The organism is Streptomyces sp. KL2 (genome assembly GCF_046529545.1).
GTDB lineage: Bacteria > Actinomycetota > Actinomycetes > Streptomycetales > Streptomycetaceae > Streptomyces > Streptomyces radiopugnans.
The window spans coordinates 5487327-5504683 of record NZ_CP127170.1 but is presented as its reverse complement, the minus strand read 5'-3'; the positions used below and the strand labels follow the sequence as shown (position 1 = coordinate 5504683).

The window sequence follows — 17357 nt, the reverse complement described above, 5'->3', positions numbered from 1 at the left end:
CCTAAATCTCGAACTGTCCGGCGGTCTGCTGGATCTTGACGACCACGAACTCGGCGGGTTTGACCGGCGCGATTCCGACCAGGACGTTGACCACACCGCGCGCGACGTCCTCGTCGGTGGTGGTCTCCCTGTCGCACTTGACGAAGTACGCCTCGCGCGGGGTCGCGCCCTTGAACGCGCCCTGCCGGAAGAGGGTGTTGAGGTAGGCCGAGGCGTCCAGCCGGATCTGCTGCCACAACTGCTCGCCGTTGGGTTCGAACACGACCCACTGCAGTCCGCGGTACAGGCTCTCCTCGACGTGCAGCGTCAGCCGCCGCACGGGGATGTACTTCCACTCGCCGTCGAGGGCGTCCGCGCCCTGGAGGGTGCGGGCCCCCCAGACCACCGGTCCAATGGCCGGGAGGGTGCGCAGGCAGTTGACGCCGAGCGGGTTCAGCAGGGCGTTCTCGCGGTCGGTGAGCCGCACGCTCAGCGAGCGGACGCCGGCCAGCCGGGCCTCGGTGCCCGCGGGCGCCTTCCACACGCCGCGCTCGGCGTCGGTGCGGGCGCAGACGCCGGCGATCGCGCCCGAGGGCGGGAAGGAGCGCAGCCGTCCCGTGAGCGGGTCGGTCATCTGCAACTGGGGGAAGTACAGCGCCGTCTGCCCGTCCCGTACGGGGTCGAAGGCGCTCAGCCCGGCGCGGACGCTGTCGACGTCGGCCCAGGAGCCGGGCGCGTCCGCGAGGAGGAAGATCCGCCGCTCCCGGCAGAGCGCCTGCGCGGCCGAGATCACCGTGATCATGTCGTCGGTGGAGTCGTAGGCCGCGAGTTCCGGAAGCGACAGCAGGTTGACGTCGTCGACGTCGCGCAGCGCGTGGAGCCCGGTCCTGCCGGCCTCGTCGCCGACGATGTCGCGCGGGCCGGGCGGGTCTCCGTCCACGCCTCCGGTCAGCGGGAAGACCGGGGGGTTGACGGTCGCCTCCAGGCCCAGGTCGTTGGCGCACTCGCCGAGGAAGCGGACGGTGTCGCGGGGGTCGGTGGAGCCGGCGACGACCTGGAGGCGGCGGCCGAAGGCGGTGACCTCCGCGCCGGCGAAGGCCCGCTTGCCGGGCGCGTCCGGCAGGGCGCGCAGCTTGCGCTCCAGGAGCAGGGCCAGTTCGGCGACGTTCCGCGGGGGCTCGCCGTCCCGGTCGGGGTCGTGGAGCGTGAACTCGCGCTCCACGTCGCCGATCTTCACGGTCAGTTCGACGGCGAGGCCGGGCAGTTCGCCGGCGAAGGGCTTGGAGACCGTGCCCGACGGGTCCGGCCTGCCCTCGCCGATGACGTCGGCCCGCACCAGTGCGGAGCCGGCGTTCACCGCCGTCTCGACGTGGCGTCCGTGACCCGGGTCCATGGACAGGCCGGTGAAGGTCTCGCGCGTGCTGCCGTCCGCGTCCAGGATCCGCAGGTTGAAGGTCTCTTCGGGGTCGCGGGTGTCGTGGTCGACGGCCAGGCGCAGCCGGGAGCCCCAGACACCGGGCTCCTTGGCGTGCACGGTCATCACGGGGCAGGCGCTGTGCCCCTCGGTCGACTCCAGGGTGGTGCGTGCCTCCTCGCCGGTGCCGGCCGCGGCGACGCGCACGACCACCGCGGCGGTGCCGCCGTTGCCGAAGAACTGGTGCACGGCGTAGGCGACGGCGCTCTGCGCGGTGAGCCCGCCGAAGCGGCGCTCGAAGTCGGCGAAGCCGGTGACCCTCACCGGCTGGTTGAGCGGACCTCGGCGGGTGTGGCCCACGAAGGCGGTGACCGAGGTGGTGACCGCCGAGATGGTGCGGACGCTGCTGGGAAGTTCCTCGATGTATACGCCGGGATGGCCCGTCTGCACCGGCATTCCCCTCCATTCCCTTCGCGCACCGAGGGTTGAGGAGAAAGGGTGAAGAGAATGCGCGCAGGCGGCGACGCACTACGCACGTCTTGCCCAATTCCCCCGTCACACACCCCGTGCGCGGTCGGTTTCGCACGGCCGGGCCGGGCGGCCCGTAACCCCTGATGCATGAGTTCCCCAAGAAGTGTCGAGCCCTGCTGCACGAGGGGTCAAGGAGGGGTTTCGGTCATCCGGAAAGCACGCTCGGCCGACGCGCCACTTCCTCGAATTCCGCTCGCACGAGCCGATTTATAGACATTAAAAGATATGGAAATAAGATCAACGAGGAACCTGTTCCGGGAAATCGAGCATCGACAACAGGACGAATGCGCGATCCCCTCGGCGCGTCGATTTGCGGCCGGCGCAGGCCTGCGCCGCATCCCGTGCGGCCCGGGGACCGGGCCGGGCCCGGCGCCGTGGCCGGAACCGGTTCACGCCCGCTCCGGCCGACTGTGCGGGCAGCCCGCGGAGGGTCGGCCGGTGGCCCGGGGATCCGGTACCCCGTACGGGCGAAACCATCGCCCGCACGGCCCGATGGGGGCACTCCGGGGTCCTCGCGTGTCCGCATGAATGATCGAGGACCGTACGAACGGTGGGCCAGACGCCGCCTCCCGCGAGCGGCGACGGGGCTGACGGTGACCGGCGCGACGGCGCCGGCCGCCGCGCCCTCGCCCGTGCCTCCGGGCGTGCGCGGCGGCCCTCACCCCGCGTTCTTCGAGGGCCGGGCGCGTACGTGCATCCGCTCGCCCTGCGGCCCGAAGATGCTGATGAACTCGACGGGCCGCTCCCCGGCGTTCGCGAAGCCGTGGGGGGTACGGGTGTCGAACTCGGCGGCCTCCCCCGCGCCGAGGATGAGGTCGTGCTCGCCCAGGGCCAGCCGCAGCCGCCCGGACAGGACGTAGAGCCACTCGTAGCCCTCGTGCGTCTGCTGCTCGGGCCGCCCTCCCCCGCCGTACCCGGCGGGCATGATCTGCTTGTAGGCGTGCAGACCGCCCAGGCTGCGGGTCAGCGGCACGAAGGTCTGCCCGTACCGGGTGAAGGGGCGGGGGTGGACGCGGGGGTCGCCGGTGGCGGGCGCGCCGACGAGTTCGTCCAGCGGGACGTGGTAGACCCTGGCCAGGGGGAGCAGCAGTTCCAGGGTGGGCCTGCGCTGCCCCGACTCCAGTCGCGAGAGGGTGCTGAGCGAGATCCCGGTCGTCTCGCTCACCTGGGAGAGTGTGGCGCCGCGCGCCTGGCGCAGGGTCCGCAGCCTGGGGCCCACACCGGTCAGGACGTTCTCGAGGTCGTCGTCGGCCATCCCCCTATTTGCCGATCCGGCAAAGATGTTTGTCAAGCGGACGGGCGCGGGCGGAGGCTTGCCGTATGACGGAAGGAGAGACATGACCGGATATGACGGGCGCGCCGAGGTCCCACTCGCCCGGGGCTCCGAGCGGCTCTACGACGTGGTGGTCGTCGGGGGCGGCGCCGCCGGGCTGAGCGGGGCGCTGACCCTGGCCCGGGCGCGCCGTTCGGTCCTGGTGGTCGATTCCGGGCGGCCGCGCAACGCCCCGGCCGCCGGTGTCCACGGCTATCTGGGGCTCGACGGCACACCGCCCCTGGAGCTGACGGCCGCCGGGCGCGCCGAGGTGCTCCGCTACGGGGGCGAGATCACGGCAGGCACCGTCACGGCCGCCGAACGCCTGACCACCGGAGGTTTCCGCCTCTTCCTGGACGACGGCGCCTCCGTGGCGGCGGGCCGGCTGCTGGTGGCCACGGGCCTGGCCGACGGGCTGCCCGAGGTGCCGGGGCTGGCGGAGCTGTGGGGGCGCGACGTCCTGCACTGCCCGTACTGTCACGGCTGGGAGGTGCGCGACCTGCCGATCGGCGTGCTGTCCACCGGGCCGGCGGCCGTCCGGCAGGCGCTGTTGTGGCGGCAGTGGAGCGCGGATGTGACGCTGTTCCGGCACATCGGCCCCGAGCCCGGCGACCGGGAGTACGAGCGGCTCGCCGCCCGCGGCGTCGCCGTCGTCGACGGCGAGGTGACCGGCCTGGACACGAGCGGCGACCGTCTCGCCGGCGTACGGCTCGCGGGCGGGCGGACCGTTCCCTGCCGGGCGCTGGTGGTCGCCCCGCGCTTCACCGCCCGCGCGGGCTTCCTGGCCGGTCTGGGCCTGGAAACGGCCGAGCAGACGGCAGGCGGCCACGTTCTCGGTGAGCGCGTCGCCGCCGACGCGACCGGTGCCACCGCCGTCCCCGGGGTATGGGTGGCCGGGGACGTCGCCGACCTGGCCGGGAAGGTCGTCGGCGCCGCCGCCGCGGGCGTGGGCGCCGCCGCGGCGATCAACGCCGATCTGGTGGAGGAGGAGACCGGCCGGGCCGTCGCGGCCCGCGCCGGTCTGGGAAGGGAGGTCCTGCGATGAGCGGCGAGGGTGTGGACGGTGCCTCGGCCGGGGAGTTCTGGGACGACTTCTACGGTGCGGGCGATCGGGTCTGGAGCGGCGAGCCCAACGCCGTCCTGGTCCGTGAGACGGCGGATCTGCCCCCGGGCAGCGCCCTGGACCTGGGCTGCGGTGAGGGGGCCGACGCGATCTGGCTCGCCCGGCAGGGCTGGCGCGTCACCGCGGTCGACGTGTCAGGGGTCGCCCTGGAGCGCGGAGCCGAGCAGGCCCGGCGGGCGGGTGTGGCCGACCGGATCGACTGGCAGCGGCACGATCTGGCCGAGTCCTTCCCCGAGGGCGTCTTCGATCTGGTCTCCACCCACTTCCTCCACGCCCCGTCCTCCGTCGGGCTGCCCAGGGAGCGGATCCTGCGCGACGCCGCGGCGGCCGTGTCGCCGGGCGGCGTGCTGCTGGTCGTCGGGCACGCCGGTCCTCCCCCGTGGGCGGCCGATCACGGCCACGACGACCACCCGCCCCTGCCCACGTCGGCGGAGGTCCTCGGCTCGCTCGGCCTGTCGGAGGAGGAGTGGGAGCCGCTGGTGACCGGGGAGTACCGGCGCGACGCGACCGGGCCCGACGGACAGCGGGCGGTCCTCGAGGACGCCGTGGTCGAACTGCGGCGGCGGCCCGGCCGGTCCCTCTCCCGCTGAGCCCTCCCCGGATGGGCCCTCCGGGCCGGCTCCGGGGACACGACCGGGCCGGCCGGCACCGCACACGCGGCCCCGGCCGGCCCTGCCGTACGCGGGGCCGTGCCCCGGGCACGGCGGGTCAGACGAGCCTGGCGTCCAGGGTGATGTTCTTGACGCCGGCCAGGGCCTGGCTGACCGGGCAGTTGGCCTTGGCCTCCTCGGCGGCCGCCTGGAAGTCCTCCTCGGACAGTCCGGGGACGGTGGCGCGGACGGTCAGCTTGATGGCGGTGATGCCCTCGCCCGGCTGGAAGGTGACGTCCGCCTGGGTGTCGACCTTCTCCACCGTGTGGCCCTTGCCCGCCAGACCGTGCGAGAAGGCCATCGAGTAGCAGGCGGAGTGGGCCGCCGCGATCAGTTCCTCGGGGCTGGTCTTGCCACCGGGCTCCTCGGCGCGGGCGGGCCAGCTCACGTCGTAGGTGCCGATCCTGGAGGACTCGAGGGCGACGTTGCCCTTGCCCTCGAGGAGGTTGCCTTCCCAGCGGGTCTTGGCAGTACGAGTGGTTGCCATGGCGGTCGCTCCTGACGGGTCGTGAGTGAAGAGAGAGATCTGCGGTGATCAGTTTATGCAGTGGAACGGCCCCGGTCCGTCGGAACGGTAGGGGCCCGGCGCGTGCCCCACCGGGGTGGGGGTCCGCGGGCCGCGGGAGGGATAACCGATGGCCCGCGGCCCGCGGCGCCGGTAGCGTCCCTTCCCGTACGACACGGCGGCACACATCCGTCCCTTCCTCTTCCTCTTTCTCTCCCGCACGCACCGAGGGCGATGCCCATGACCGGCCGGCCCCCGACGACGCCCCTGTGGCGCCCGACCGGGCCCTAGGAACTGGCGCTGGTGCGGGAGTCGCGGTGGCGTGCCTGGCCGCCCCGTCTGCCCGAACAGCCGATCCTCTACCCGGTGCTGAACGAGGACTACGCGATCAGGATCGCCAGGGAGTGGAACGTGAAGCACGACGGAGCGGGCTTCGTCACACGCTTCGAGGTCGAGACGGACTTCCTGTCCCGGTGTCCGGTGCGGCAGGCCGGCGGGGAGAGCATCCTCGAACTGCGGGTTCCGGCGGAGGAACTCGACGAGTTCAACGCCCACAGCTCCGGACGGATCCGGGTGGTGCGCGAGTTCCGCTGATCCGCCGGCGCTCCCCGCGGCCGGGCACCCCGCGCGCCCGCTCGCCCGCCCCGCGCTAGGGTGCAGCGTGCTCCTGCGATCCCACCACGGCTCCCTGGCCGACGTACGCGTCCTGCACCACCGGGAGCAGGGCGGTTCCTGGCCGATGCTGTTCTGGAGACCCGGGGCCGGGCGGCGGATGATCAGCAGCGCGCTGCTGGGCGGCGGGCTGGGCGGGCGCGGCTGGGTCCTCAACGTCCAGGTGCCCCCGGGCTACGCACGGCTGGACGCCGAGCGGCACCTGGCCGAACTGGCCGGGCGGGCGGGCGCGGAGGGCCCCGGCGTGGGATTGATGACCGCGGCCCGGGTGCTGGACCGCTGCCTGGCGGTGGACGAGGGGGTCGAGGCCCTGGTCACGGCCGGGATCGGTGTACACGGCTGGGCGGCGGCGCCGGGCGCGGGCAGCGGTGGGCCGCTGCCCGCCGGGACCATCAACATCCTGGTCTCGGTACCGGTCGCACTCTCGGACGCCGCTCTGGTAAATGCCGTGGCCACGGCCACCGAGGCCAAGGTCCAGGCGCTGCGGGACGCCGGTGTGGACGCCTCGGGCACGCCGACCGACGCGGTGTGCGTCGCTGCCGCGCCGCCCCCGCCGGGCCGCCCGGCCGCCGTCGAGCCCTTCGCGGGCCCCCGCTCCCTGTGGGGCGCCCGCCTGGCGCGTGCGGTGCACCGGGCTACCTATCTGGCCTGTACGCGTACGGCGGCGGCCGGCGGCTGACGGTCCGCCCGGCTCCGGACGCGCGGTTCGGTACCGCGCGGACCGGTTCACAGATCCGCGCAGATCCCGCGCGCCCGCTCCAGGTCCTTCTTCGCCCGGGCGTCGAACTCGAAGGCCGAGAGGACCCGGTGGTACGACTTCCTCAGCGCCTCCGCGAGCGGCTCGTACCGCTCGTCGCCCGCGGCCGCCGCGGCGGAGAGGGCCTGCGCCGCTCCCCAGCGGTTGAGCGCCGCCTCGCCGGCCGGTCCCTTCTCCGTGTACTCCGACTCCTCGAAGCGCTCCAGGACACCGCACGCCGCCCGCGCGTCGGCCTCCGGGCCGCCCCCGCCGCCGCTTCCGCCGGTGAGGGCCCAGGCGGCTCCGACGCCTGCGCCGCCGATCACCAGTCCGGCCGCCAGCGCGGTGATGAGCGCACCCGCGCGGCGGCGGGCGGGGTGCGTCGGGGTTTCGGATGGCTGCTGCATGGAGCCGAAGCCTAGCGGCGGGCCGCCGCGCCGTGGGACGCCCCTCCCCGGCGAACCGTCCTGCCCGGCGGCAGAGTCGTCCCCGCCCCGGGCTCAGGCCGCGCCGTGGAGACGCCGGTGCAGCTCTCGTACCTCCCGCGCGAGACCGGGTACCGGCCCCTCCACCGCGACACCGGGCGCGATCTCCTCGACCGGCAGCGTCCGCACCGGCGGCGCGGGCACGCCCAGTTCGTCGAGCCAGGAGGCCAGTTGCGCGGAGGAGCTCGCGTAGACGATGCGGCCCAGCCCGACCCAGGCGTGCGCGGCGGCGCACATCGGGCAGTGCTCGCCGGAGGTGTAGACGGTCGCCGCCGCGCGTTCCTCCGGTGTCATGTGGGCGGCGGCCCAGCGCGCCAGCTCGAACTCCGGGTGGCGGGTCCGGTCGCCGAGGGCGACCCGGTTGCGGTCCTCGGCCAGGACCGTCCCGTCCCCGCCGACGAGTACGGAGCCGAACGGCTCGTCGCCCGCCTCCAGCGCCTCGGTCGCCAGTTCCACGCAGCGGCGCAGATGGCGCAGCCCGGCATCGTCCACCATGACGGCCTCCCCGGTGTGTGTTCCGGCCCGGATGCTACTGCGCCCCCCGGGCGGGCCCCGCCCCGCCGCGCGGACACCCCGCCGGGCGGGCGTTCCGGAGCGGGCGGGGGCGGACGGCCCCCGCCCGGCCGGGTCAGTACATGGTCGCCCTGTAGGCGCTGAGCGCCTCGGGAACCGGCTGGTAGAAGGTGGTGCCGCCCCTGCGGCAGTCGCCGCTGCCGCCGGAGGTGATGCCGAGGGCGAGGGAGCCGTCGTAGAGGGGGCCGCCGGAATCGCCGGGCTCCGCGCAGACGTTCGTCTGGATCATGCCGCGGACGGTGCCGCTCCCGCTGTAGCGGACCGTGACGTTCAGGGCGGTGACGGTGCCGCTGTGGGTGCCGGTGGTGGAACCGGTGCGCTTGACCGACTGGCCCACGTAGGCGTCGGCCGGGGTGAATCCGCCCGGGTGGCCCAGGGATGTGTTGTCGTAGCGGACGAGGGCGTAGTCGTTGCCGGGGAAGCTCGACTTCACGGTCGGGCCGATGAGCGTGCGCTGACCGGAGTCGGCGTACCAGGTGCCGACCACGTCGCCGCAGTGCCCGGCGGTGAGGAAGTGGTACGTGCCGCCGCTGAGGACGTTGAAGCCGAGCGAGCAGCGGTAGCCGCTGCCGTAGATGGCGTCGCCGGCGGAGCCCAGCGGGGCGATGACGCCCGGTGTCCGCTCGATCCTGATCGCGCCCGCGTCCGCGCCGGCGGCCTCCCGCAGGGCCGCGACGTCGGCGGGCGAGACGGTGCTGTCGGCGGTGACGACGACGCGTCCGGTGCGGTCGTCGGCGTGCCAGGCGATGCCGTCGACGTCCGTCCGGAGCACGGCGTCGCTCACCCGGGAGAGTTCGGCCGCGCCGTAGGCGCGCGGGGCGGCCGCGGTGGCGCTCGGCGCGGTGGCCACGGCGGCGACTCCCAGGCCGATCGCGGCGGCGAGCAGCCGGGTGCGGCGGACGGTGCTCCATCTGGTGGTGCGCCTGGTCCTCACGTGGTCTCCTCCTCGTGGTGGGGAAGCCGGTGGGCAACGGCACGTGGGGGTGTCGCGCGGCGCGCGGAGACGTGTCCACCGAAGGCCATTGATGACGCGTACCTGACATCAATGGAGCGAGTATCGGACCGGCCCGGCGATCCGTACAAGACCGCCTCCCCGTCCCGCCCTCACACCCGGCCGCCTCCTCGGGCACGCCGGGCCACGACCAGCCGGCAGCGGGGACTGCCGTCCGCCCGCCGGCCGAGCTCCTCCAGCGGCAGCGTGCCCACCTCGAACCCCGCGTCGGCCAGTTCGCGGCGCACCCGGGGGAGGGGGAACGTGCGGTAGTACATGACGAACCGCGGACGCCACAGCGCGTTGCGCACCCGCATCACCGCGTCGAAACCCCACAGCGTCCAGTACGCGCGCGACCCGACCTGGGGCGGCGCGCCGACGGGGAAGGCGAACAGGCCCCCGGGCCGGAGCGCCGCGTGCACCCCCGCGAACAGACCGGGTCGCTCCCGGGGCAGGAAGTGCCCGAACGCCCCGAAGCTGACGGCCAGGTCGAAGGCCCCGGCGAAGGGCAGCCGCCGTACGTCGGCGCGCACCCAGTCCACCGCCGGCCCGCCGGGGGACCGCGGGTGGGCGGCGCGGGCCTGCCCGAGCATGCCGGCGCTGAAATCAACGCCGACGGCCCGCCGTTCGCACAGCCGCCGCAGGACGCCCACCCCCGCGCCGGTCCCGCAGCACACGTCCAGGCCCGTCCCGAACGGCCCCAGCGGCTGGAGTGCGCGGGCGGTGGCGTCCAGCAGGCGGTCCGAGGTCCTGAACGGCGTGCGGTCGAACTTCGGCGCGAGCAGGTCGTAGCCCCGCTCGACGGACGACAGCGCCTGCACGGCGAGTTCGGGGAGGGACGGGCCCTGGGCGGTGAACATGGCGCCCACCGTAACGAGCGGGCGGGTCCGCCCGTCACCCCCGGTCCCCCTCCGCCCCTGCCGGCGGGGGCTGCGGCGGGGGCGGAGGGGGCCGGCCGGGGCCGGCGGCGTTTCACATCTCGAAGACGACGCGGGCTCTGACGTGGCCGCCGAGGATCTCCTGGATGCAGTCGTTGACGGCCTCCAGCGGGCGGGTCTCGTAGATCACCTTCGTACGCCCGGCCGCGTGGAGGGCGAAGACCTCCGCGAGGTCCTGCCGGGTGCCGACGATCGAGCCGATGACGGAGGTGCCGTTCAGCACGGTGTCGAAGACCGGGACGCGCAGGGCGCCGCCCGCCGGGAGCGAGACGAGCACCAGCTTCCCACCGCGCCGCAGGCCGCGCTGGAGCGCCTCCGTCGCCCGGTCGTCGACGGCGAGCGCGATGGCGGCGTGTGCTCCGCCGTGCCGCCGGAGCACCTCGGCCGGGTCCTCCTTGCGGGCGTCGATCAGGATGTCGGCGCCCAGCTCCCCGGCGAGGGAGAGCTTGTCGTCGGTGACGTCGACGGCCGCGACAGTGGCTCCGGCGATCTTGGCGTACTGGACGGCGAGGTGCCCCAGCCCGCCGACCCCGGAGACGGCCACCAGATCGGTCGGGCCCACCCCGGCGACCTTGACCGCCTTGTAGGTCGTCACGCCCGCGCAGGTCAGCGGGGCCGCCTCGCGCGGGTCGATGCCGTCGGGCACCGGCTGGGCGAAGTCGGCGTGGGCGAGCATCATCTCGGCGTGTCCGCCGTCGACGCCGTACCCGGTGTTCTTCTGCCGCTCGCACAGCGTCTCCCAGCCGGACAGGCAGTGCTCGCAGCGCCCGCAGGCCCAGCCGAGCCAGGGGACCGCCACCCGCTGGCCGACCGACAGGTGGGTGACGTCGTCACCGAGCCGCTCGACGATGCCGACGCCCTCGTGGCCGGGGACGAAGGGCGGGTTGGGCTTGACCGGCCAGTCGCCGCGGGCGGCGTGGATGTCGGTGTGGCACAGACCCGACGCCTCGACGCGGATGCTGACCTGCGCGGGGCCGGGCCGCGGATCGGGCCGGTCCTCGATCACCAGGGGCGCGCCGAGTGTTCGGACGACTGCTGCTCTCATGGCCTTGGCTCCTCGTGTCCGGTTCCGGCGTACCGGAGTCCTGTTCTTCGCCTGTGAGCCTCCCGCGCGGCGAGGGGGCGGCGGCAGGTCCGACAGGAGCAGTCCGCGGGGCCGAACGGCCCTCGTCCGGGGTGCCGTTCGGCCTCGGCCGGCGCGGCCGCGGGGGTGGCGGTACGCCAGGCGGTACGCCGGTCATGCGGGACCGGCGCACCGGAGGCGGATCAGACGGGGCGGCGTCCGTCCGGCGCGCCCAGGAGTGCGGCCAGGGCGCCTGGCAGGTCGTGCAGCGGGGCCGCGGCACCGGGGATGCCGGGGGGCCAGCCCGGCCCGGCGGGGTGGACGGGGGCGGAGGTCGTCTCCAGCGCGCTCCGCAGCCAGGAGGGATCGGCCGTTCCCGGGGAGCGCGCCCACAGCACCACGGCGCCGGGGCGGGCGCGGACGAGGGCGTCGGTCAGGGCGGGGACGGGCAGGTCGCCGGCCAGGAGCACGGCGCGGCCCTCCTCGGCCAGTGCGGCGGCCAGGGCCGTCAGCGGCAGCGTGTGGTGCTCGGCAGGCGCGGCGGCCAGGAGTACGGGGCCGGGGGCGCCGGGGGCGGGCGGGAGCGCGGCGGCGCGGTCCTGGGCGTGGCGGCGCAGGGCGCCTTCGACGATGCCGCTGGTGACGTGCTCCACCTCGACGCCGCGGCCGGTCTCCTCCCAGTGGTCGCCGATGGCGGTGAGGGCGGGCGCGAGCACGGCCGTCCAGGCGCCGGCGGCCCCGAGCCGGGTCAGCGCGGCCGACACCACCGTCTGGACGGCGGCGGCGTCCAGCGCGTGCATGGCCTCGGTCAGCTCCGCCGCACCCGCCCGTGCGTCCGCCGGGCCGGCCGCGCCCACCGCGCGGGCCGCGTCGGCGGCGGGTACGCCCCGGCGGACGAGCGTACGCATGCGCTCCAGCCGTTCGAGGTCCCGTGCCGAGTAGCGGCGGTGTCCGCCACGGGTCCGTCCGGAGGGCGCGAGGCCGTAGCGCCGCTCCCAGGCGCGGAGCGCGGCGGTGCTCATCCCCAGGCGCTCGGCCACCACGCCCACCGGCAGCAGGACCTCCTCCGCATCCTGACCGAAGGTCGGCCGCACGGCGGCGCGGGGGGGATGAGCGGAAGACATGGGGCCATCGTCCGCCCAGGTCGGACCGGGCGCAAGTCGCCTGCTGTACAAGTTCTGCACAAGTTCGTTTGGATCGGCCGGGCACGGGCACCCGCGGAGCGACGGACCAGCCGAACGGCCCGGCGCGCCATGGAGGGGGCTGCCGCACGTGCGCGGGCACCGCGCTCCTCCTGTCGTCCATCCGCGCCGCGCGGTACCTGCGCTTCACCCATCCAGAGCGCCCGAACTGAGAACATTGTCCTCAATGTTCGGGTGTGAAAACTTCTGTCCGTACGTGCGCCGGGCGTCTCGGCCCCGCGCCGGGAAGGAGCCGCGATGCGGCACCAGGCCACCGACCTGGCCCTCGCCCCTGCCAGCCCCGCACCCGCACGTCCCGCGCCGGCCGCCCTGGGAGGGGAGCAACCCGGCCGGGCCGCACCCCTGCCGCCGCGTCACCCGGACGAGGTCCGCGCGGACCGCCCCGCCGACCGCGCCCCCTTCCCCCACGGCCCCGACCGCGATGTCGCGGCCGCCGTCGACGCCGTCCTCACCGAGCACCTGACGCTGCGCCGGGCCGACGCGCGGCTGATCAGCGACCGGTTCACCGCCGACGTCGCCGACTGCCTGATCGACCTGGTGCGGCGCGGCGGCAAGCGGCTGCGCCCGGCGTTCCTGTGGTGGGGCTGGCGGGCGGGCGGCGGCGCACCCGAGCACGCCGACGCGGAGGCCGTACTGCACGCCGCCGCCGCGCTGGAGCTGATCCAGGCCTGCGCGCTGGTGCACGACGACCTGATGGACGACTCGCCGCTGCGGCGCGGCGCGCCGGCCGCCCATGTGGCCCTCGCCCGCCGGCACCGCGCCCAGGGCCTGCGCGGGGACGCCGAGGCGTTCGGGGCCTCCGCCGCCCTCCTGACGGGCGACCTGGCCCTGGTGTGGGCGGAGGACCTGTGGGACGCGGCGTCCCCCTCCGAGGAGGCCCGGCGGCGGGCCCGCCCCGTCTGGCGGGCGATGCGCACCGAGATGGTGGCCGGGCAGTACCTGGACCTGTACGGGCAGGCGGCCGGTGCGCCCTCCCCCTCCTCCTCCCTGCGCGTCGCCCATCTCAAGAGCGGGCTGTACACCGTGGAGCGCCCGCTGCACCTGGGAGCGGCGCTGGCCGGCGCGGACGCGCACACCACCTCGGCGCTGCGGCGGGCGGGGCGGTGCGCCGGGGTGGCGTTCCAGCTGCGCGACGACATCCTGGGCGTCTTCGGGGACCCGGCCCGTACGGGGAAGCCGGCGGGCGACGACGTGCGGCAGGGCAAGCCCACCCATCTGATGGCCGTCGGCCTGCGCCTGGCCCGCGTCCGCGGCCTGCGCACGGCCCGGGAACTGCTGGAGCACGCGCTCGGCAACCCCGCGCTGTCCGAGGGGGAACTGGACCGCGTACGCGCCGTGCTGACCGAGCTGGGGGCCCGTGACGCCGTCGAGCGGCGCATCGGCGGCCTGGCCGGCGACGCGCTGGCCGCGCTGGAGGAGGCCGCGCTCGACGGGGTCCCGGCCCGGGAGCTGTCGGCGCTGCTGTACGCCGTCCTGGGCGAACCGGCCCTCGCCCACCGCCCCCGCGGCGGCGCTCCCCGCGACGCCGCCCTCTCCACCCACTGACACCTGCCGAAGGAATCCGGATGAGAAGAGTGCACGGGCCGGGCGACCACGTCGTCATCGTCGGGGCGGGGCTGGCCGGGCTGTCCACCGCACTGCACCTGCTGGGCGCCGGGCGCTCGGTCACCGTCGTCGAGCGGGAGGACGGGCCGGGCGGCCGGGCCGGGCGCGAGGAGTGGGCGGGGTACCGCGTCGACACCGGCCCCACCGTGCTGACCATGCCCGACCTGGTCGACGAGGCCATGGCGGCGGTGGGCGCCAAGCTCGCCGACCACGTCGAGCTGGTCGGGCTCCACCCCGCCTACCGCGCCCGCTTCGCCGACGGCGAACCCCTGGACGTGCACACGGACCCGCACGCCATGGAGGCCGAGATCGCCCGGGTGGCCGGGCCGGAGGAGGCCGCCGGATACCGGCGGCTGCGTAACTGGCTGGAGCGGCTGTACCGGGTGCAGATGCGCTCGTTCATCGACGCCAACTTCGACTCGCCGCTGGGGCTGCTGGGCGCCGACCTGGCCAGGCTGGCCGCGCTCGGCGGGTTCGGCACCTGGCACGGGCGCGTCGCGCGCTTCCTGAAGGACGAGCGGCTGCGCCGCGTGTTCTCCTTCCAGGCGCTGTACGCCGGGGTGCCGCCCACCCGGGCGCTGGCCGCGTACGCCGTCATCGCGTACATGGACACCGTCGCCGGGGTGTGGTTCCCGCGCGGCGGCGTGCACGCCGTGCCCCGGGCCATGGCCGACGCCGCCGCCGGCGCCGGGGCCCGCTTCGTCCACGGCTCCGAGGTGACGCAGCTGGAGCGCTCGCCGGGCGGACGCGCCGCGGCGGTGCGCACCGCCCGCGGGGAGCGCATCGCCTGCGACGCGGTGGTCCTCACCTGCGACCTGCCGATCGCCCACCGCCTGCTGGGCGGCGCGCCGCGCCGGCCCGTGCCGCTGCGGTACGCGCCCTCGGCGGTCGTCCTGCACGCGGGCGGCGACCGCACCTGGCCCGAACTGGCCCACCACACCATCTCGTTCGGCTCCGCCTGGGAGTCGACGTTCCGGCAGCTCACCCGGACCGGCGAGCTGATGAGCGACCCCTCCCTGCTGATCACCCGGCCCACCGCCACCGATCCCGCGCTGGCCCCGGAGGGCAGACACCTGCACTACGTGCTGGCGCCCTGCCCCAATCTGGTCACCGGCCCCAGGGACTGGGACCGCGTCGGCCCCCGCTACCGCGACACACTGGTCGCCGAGCTGGAGCGCCGCGGACTGGACGGCTTCGGTGACGCGATCGAGGCCGAGCGCCTGGTCACCCCGGCCGACTGGGCACGCCGGGGGCATGCGGCCGGCACCCCGTTCTCCGCCGCGCACACCTTCGCCCAGACGGGCCCGTTCCGGCCGCGGAACCTGCCGCGCGGCTGGGAGAACGTGGTCCTGGCCGGCTGCGGCACCACGCCCGGGGTGGGCGTGCCGACGGTGGTGGTCTCCGGCAAGCTCGCCGCCGCCCGCATCACCGGCGGCGGCCGCCCACGCCCGCCCGGACGCGCGGCGCAGGCGCCCACCGGCGCCGGCGCGGCCGGGGGAGCGGCCGTATGACGGCGCGCGAGCTGGACGCGGCGGGCGTCCACGACCCGGCGCTGCGCGCGGCCTACACCCGCTGCCGCGAACTCAACTCCCGCCACGGCAGGACGTACTTCCTGGCCACCCGGCTGCTGACGCCCCGCCAGCGCCCGGCCGTCCACGCCCTGTACGGCTTCGCGCGCTGGGCGGACGACATCGTCGACGACCTCGATCCCGCCCTGTCCCCCGAGCAGCGCGCCCGGGCGCTGGCGGAGCTGGACGGGGATCTGCGCAGGGCCCTGCGCACCGGGCGCGGCGAGCACCCGGTGATCGCCGCGCTGGCCGACACCGCCGCGCGCTACGCCATCGACCCGGCGCACTTCGGCGACTTCATGCGCTCGATGGGCATGGACCTGCACACCACCGAGTACCCCACGCTCGACGACCTGCGGGTGTACATGCACGGTTCGGCGGCCGTGATCGGCCTCCAGGTGCTGCCGGTGCTGGACACGGTCGCGCCGCGTGAGGAGGCCGCCCCGCACGCCGCGGCGCTCGGGGTGGCCTTCCAGCTCACCAACTTCCTGCGGGACGTGGGCGAGGACCTGGACCGCGGCCGGATCTACCTGCCGCTGGACCGGCTGGCCGCCCACGGCGTCGACCGCGGCCTGCTGCTGTGGTGCCGCCGCACCGGGCGCACCGACGCCCGGGTGCGGGCCGCGCTGCGGGAGCTGTGCGAGACCACCCGGGAGGTCTACCGGGAGGCCGAGCCGGGCATCGCCATGCTCCATCCGGTCTCGCGGCCGTGCGTGCGCACCGCGTTCGTGCTCTACCGCGCCATCCTGGAGCGGATCGAGGCGGCCGGGTACGCGGTGCTCCACAGGCGTGCCGTGGTCCCCCGCCGGCGCCGGGCCGCCGTGGCGTTGGGCGGGCTGGCGGGCGTGGCCGCGTCCCGCGCCCGCGGCGCCGTGAGCGGCGACCTGCCGCGAGTGCCCGGCCGTCCGCCAGGCCCCGCTCAGAAGCAGGAGGAAGCCCCGCGGACCCGTGAGCGGGACGCGCAGCGAGGAGGAGTGCTGTCTTGAGGAAGCGCCGTGCGGGGGGCTCGGCCGGTTGGCGCAGCCCCCTGCGCCTGATGTCCGACCCCGGCTGGAGCCGCCAGGAGCCGACGTGGCGGGCGGCCCGGCCCCAGCTCATCGCCGACGCCCTGAAGCGGGCCGTGGCCCGCCCCTCGGGCAACTGGTACGTGGTGGCGGCCAGTCGCGAGATCCGCCCCGGCCGTCCCCTCGGCCGGACGGTCGCCGGAGTGGAGCTGGTGCTCTGGCGCGCGGAGTCCGGGCGTCCGGCGGCCGGTCCGGGCGCCTGCCCGCACCTGGGCGCGCCGCTGTGCGACAGCGTGGTGGAGTCCGGGCGCCTGATCTGCCACTGGCACGGTCTGGGCCTGACCGAGCGGGGCATGCCGGGCTGGGAGCCCTTCCCCGTGTACGACGACGGGGTGCTGGTGTGGGTGCGGCTGGACGCGGTGGGCGGCGAGGAGCCGCTGGAGCGGCCCTGCCTGCCGCAACGCCCCGACCCGGCCGTCTCGGTGGACGCGGTGACGACCCTGGTGGGCGCCTGCGAGCCGGAGGACGTCATCGCCAACCGGCTCGACCCCTGGCACGGCGCCTGGTTCCACCCGTACGCCTTCACCCGGCTGACGGTGGTGGAGGAACCCGACCCGGCCGTCAACGGCGACCGCTTCCTGGTGGACGTGGCCTACCGCGTCGGCTCCCGGGCGGGCGTGCCGGTGCGGGCCGCGTTCAGCGCGCCGGAGCCGCGCACGCTGGTGATGCACATCGTCGACGGCGAGGGCGAGACGTCGGCGGTGGAGACCCACGCCACGCCGCTCACCGCCCCGGGGGATCCGAACCCGCGCACCGCCGTGATCGAGGCCGTGCTGGCCGCCTCCGACCGGCCGGGCTTCGCCGTGGCGCGGGCGGCCGCGCCGCTGCTGCGGCCGCTGATGCGGCGGGCGGCGGCCCGGCTGTGGCGCGACGACCTGGCGTATGCCGAACGCCGCCGGCTGCTGCGCGCCCGGGGCCGCTTCCCGGGGGCGGTGTGAGGGCCGCG

General features: G+C 75.6%; 17 protein-coding genes. 8 read left to right on the top strand and 9 right to left on the bottom strand.

The annotated features are described in order from the left end of the window. Position 1 precedes the first annotated feature (1 nt). Both QPK52_RS24750 and QPK52_RS24745 read right to left on the bottom strand, forming a co-directional pair. Entirely contained in the window at positions 2-1849 is a 1848-nt protein-coding gene (locus QPK52_RS24750) for a phage tail sheath family protein (RefSeq protein ID WP_410539690.1), read from the bottom strand. Between the two features lie 733 nt (positions 1850-2582). Continuing rightward, on the bottom strand, positions 2583-3179 hold the full coding sequence (locus QPK52_RS24745; RefSeq protein ID WP_410539689.1) for a helix-turn-helix domain-containing protein: 597 nt from the start codon (positions 3177-3179) through the stop codon (positions 2583-2585). Positions 3180-3261: 82 nt separating this feature from the next. Here QPK52_RS24745 and QPK52_RS24740 point away from each other — a divergent pair, with 82 nt between their 5' ends. After that, positions 3262-4281, top strand: coding sequence for an NAD(P)/FAD-dependent oxidoreductase (locus tag QPK52_RS24740; RefSeq protein ID WP_410539688.1), 1020 nt, complete (start codon positions 3262-3264; stop codon positions 4279-4281). Further along, complete coding sequence (locus tag QPK52_RS24735) at positions 4278-4949, top strand: class I SAM-dependent methyltransferase (RefSeq protein ID WP_410539687.1); 672 nt, start codon at positions 4278-4280, stop codon at positions 4947-4949. Before QPK52_RS24740 ends, QPK52_RS24735 begins: the two co-directional genes overlap by 4 nt. A gap of 118 nt (positions 4950-5067) precedes the next feature. Here the strand turns inward: QPK52_RS24735 and QPK52_RS24730 are convergent, their stop codons facing one another. Continuing rightward, positions 5068-5496 (bottom strand): OsmC family protein, encoded by a 429-nt coding sequence (locus QPK52_RS24730; protein WP_093659727.1) that lies wholly within the window; start codon positions 5494-5496, stop codon positions 5068-5070. A gap of 312 nt (positions 5497-5808) precedes the next feature. Between QPK52_RS24730 and QPK52_RS24725 the strand changes: the two genes are divergently transcribed. Next, positions 5809-6108, top strand: a complete 300-nt coding sequence (locus QPK52_RS24725) for a hypothetical protein (protein WP_410540467.1) — start codon at positions 5809-5811, stop codon at positions 6106-6108. Positions 6109-6253: 145 nt separating this feature from the next. Further along, positions 6254-6865, top strand: a complete 612-nt coding sequence (locus QPK52_RS24720; protein ID WP_410540466.1) for an adenosylcobinamide amidohydrolase — start codon at positions 6254-6256, stop codon at positions 6863-6865. A 47-nt stretch (positions 6866-6912) separates the two neighbouring features. Here the strand turns inward: QPK52_RS24720 and QPK52_RS24715 are convergent, their stop codons facing one another. From QPK52_RS24715 to QPK52_RS24690, 6 genes are all read right to left on the bottom strand, one after another. Beyond that, a complete protein-coding gene (locus tag QPK52_RS24715) occupies positions 6913-7329 on the bottom strand; it encodes a hypothetical protein (RefSeq protein ID WP_410539686.1) in 417 nt (138 codons plus the stop codon). A gap of 93 nt (positions 7330-7422) precedes the next feature. After that, positions 7423-7902: a nucleoside deaminase gene (locus QPK52_RS24710; protein ID WP_237879960.1), complete on the bottom strand. Its 480-nt coding sequence runs from the start codon at positions 7900-7902 to the stop codon at positions 7423-7425. 133 nt (positions 7903-8035) lie between these two features. Then, entirely contained in the window at positions 8036-8914 is an 879-nt protein-coding gene (locus QPK52_RS24705; protein ID WP_410539684.1) for a S1 family peptidase, read from the bottom strand. 170 nt (positions 8915-9084) lie between these two features. Further along, complete coding sequence (locus QPK52_RS24700; RefSeq protein ID WP_410539682.1) at positions 9085-9831, bottom strand: class I SAM-dependent methyltransferase; 747 nt, start codon at positions 9829-9831, stop codon at positions 9085-9087. 112 nt (positions 9832-9943) lie between these two features. Further along, the gene (locus QPK52_RS24695; protein ID WP_410539681.1) at positions 9944-10954 is read right to left on the bottom strand and encodes a zinc-dependent alcohol dehydrogenase; all 1011 of its coding nucleotides are present in this window, start codon (positions 10952-10954) and stop codon (positions 9944-9946) included. 221 nt (positions 10955-11175) lie between these two features. Continuing rightward, positions 11176-12096: a MerR family transcriptional regulator gene (locus tag QPK52_RS24690; protein WP_410539680.1), complete on the bottom strand. Its 921-nt coding sequence runs from the start codon at positions 12094-12096 to the stop codon at positions 11176-11178. A 315-nt stretch (positions 12097-12411) separates the two neighbouring features. Here QPK52_RS24690 and QPK52_RS24685 point away from each other — a divergent pair, with 315 nt between their 5' ends. From QPK52_RS24685 to QPK52_RS24670, 4 genes are read left to right on the top strand one after another with little or no spacing between them, the layout of a single operon-like run. Beyond that, positions 12412-13719 (top strand): polyprenyl synthetase family protein, encoded by a 1308-nt coding sequence (locus QPK52_RS24685; protein ID WP_410539678.1) that lies wholly within the window; start codon positions 12412-12414, stop codon positions 13717-13719. A 20-nt stretch (positions 13720-13739) separates the two neighbouring features. Further along, positions 13740-15290, top strand: a complete 1551-nt coding sequence (gene crtI, locus QPK52_RS24680) for a phytoene desaturase family protein (RefSeq protein ID WP_410539676.1) — start codon at positions 13740-13742, stop codon at positions 15288-15290. Then, positions 15287-16333 carry a phytoene/squalene synthase family protein gene (locus QPK52_RS24675; protein WP_410539674.1) on the top strand — a complete coding sequence of 349 codons (1047 nt, stop codon included), beginning with the start codon at positions 15287-15289 and terminating at the stop codon, positions 16331-16333. Before crtI ends, QPK52_RS24675 begins: the two co-directional genes overlap by 4 nt. Positions 16334-16383: 50 nt before the next feature. Beyond that, positions 16384-17349: a DUF5914 domain-containing protein gene (locus QPK52_RS24670; protein ID WP_410540465.1), complete on the top strand. Its 966-nt coding sequence runs from the start codon at positions 16384-16386 to the stop codon at positions 17347-17349. The last annotated feature ends 8 nt before the right edge of the window (positions 17350-17357 follow it).

Excerpts from the sequence above, each read along its gene's own strand:
- QPK52_RS24750 (WP_410539690.1), bottom strand. The coding sequence starts at position 1,849 with ATGCCGGTGCAGACGGGCCATCCCGGCGTATACATCGAGGAACTTCCC.
- QPK52_RS24745 (WP_410539689.1), bottom strand. The coding sequence starts at position 3,179 with ATGGCCGACGACGACCTCGAGAACGTCCTGACCGGTGTGGGCCCCAGG.
- QPK52_RS24740 (WP_410539688.1), top strand. The coding sequence starts at position 3,262 with ATGACCGGATATGACGGGCGCGCCGAGGTCCCACTCGCCCGGGGCTCC.
- QPK52_RS24735 (WP_410539687.1), top strand. The coding sequence starts at position 4,278 with ATGAGCGGCGAGGGTGTGGACGGTGCCTCGGCCGGGGAGTTCTGGGAC.
- QPK52_RS24730 (WP_093659727.1), bottom strand. The coding sequence starts at position 5,496 with ATGGCAACCACTCGTACTGCCAAGACCCGCTGGGAAGGCAACCTCCTC.
- QPK52_RS24720 (WP_410540466.1), top strand. The coding sequence starts at position 6,254 with ATGCTGTTCTGGAGACCCGGGGCCGGGCGGCGGATGATCAGCAGCGCG.
- QPK52_RS24715 (WP_410539686.1), bottom strand. The coding sequence starts at position 7,329 with ATGCAGCAGCCATCCGAAACCCCGACGCACCCCGCCCGCCGCCGCGCG.
- QPK52_RS24710 (WP_237879960.1), bottom strand. The coding sequence starts at position 7,902 with ATGGTGGACGATGCCGGGCTGCGCCATCTGCGCCGCTGCGTGGAACTG.
- QPK52_RS24700 (WP_410539682.1), bottom strand. The coding sequence starts at position 9,831 with ATGTTCACCGCCCAGGGCCCGTCCCTCCCCGAACTCGCCGTGCAGGCG.
- QPK52_RS24695 (WP_410539681.1), bottom strand. The coding sequence starts at position 10,954 with ATGAGAGCAGCAGTCGTCCGAACACTCGGCGCGCCCCTGGTGATCGAG.
- QPK52_RS24690 (WP_410539680.1), bottom strand. The coding sequence starts at position 12,096 with ATGTCTTCCGCTCATCCCCCCCGCGCCGCCGTGCGGCCGACCTTCGGT.
- QPK52_RS24685 (WP_410539678.1), top strand. The coding sequence starts at position 12,412 with ATGCGGCACCAGGCCACCGACCTGGCCCTCGCCCCTGCCAGCCCCGCA.
- crtI (WP_410539676.1), top strand. The coding sequence starts at position 13,740 with ATGAGAAGAGTGCACGGGCCGGGCGACCACGTCGTCATCGTCGGGGCG.
- QPK52_RS24675 (WP_410539674.1), top strand. The coding sequence starts at position 15,287 with ATGACGGCGCGCGAGCTGGACGCGGCGGGCGTCCACGACCCGGCGCTG.
- QPK52_RS24670 (WP_410540465.1), top strand. The coding sequence starts at position 16,384 with ATGTCCGACCCCGGCTGGAGCCGCCAGGAGCCGACGTGGCGGGCGGCC.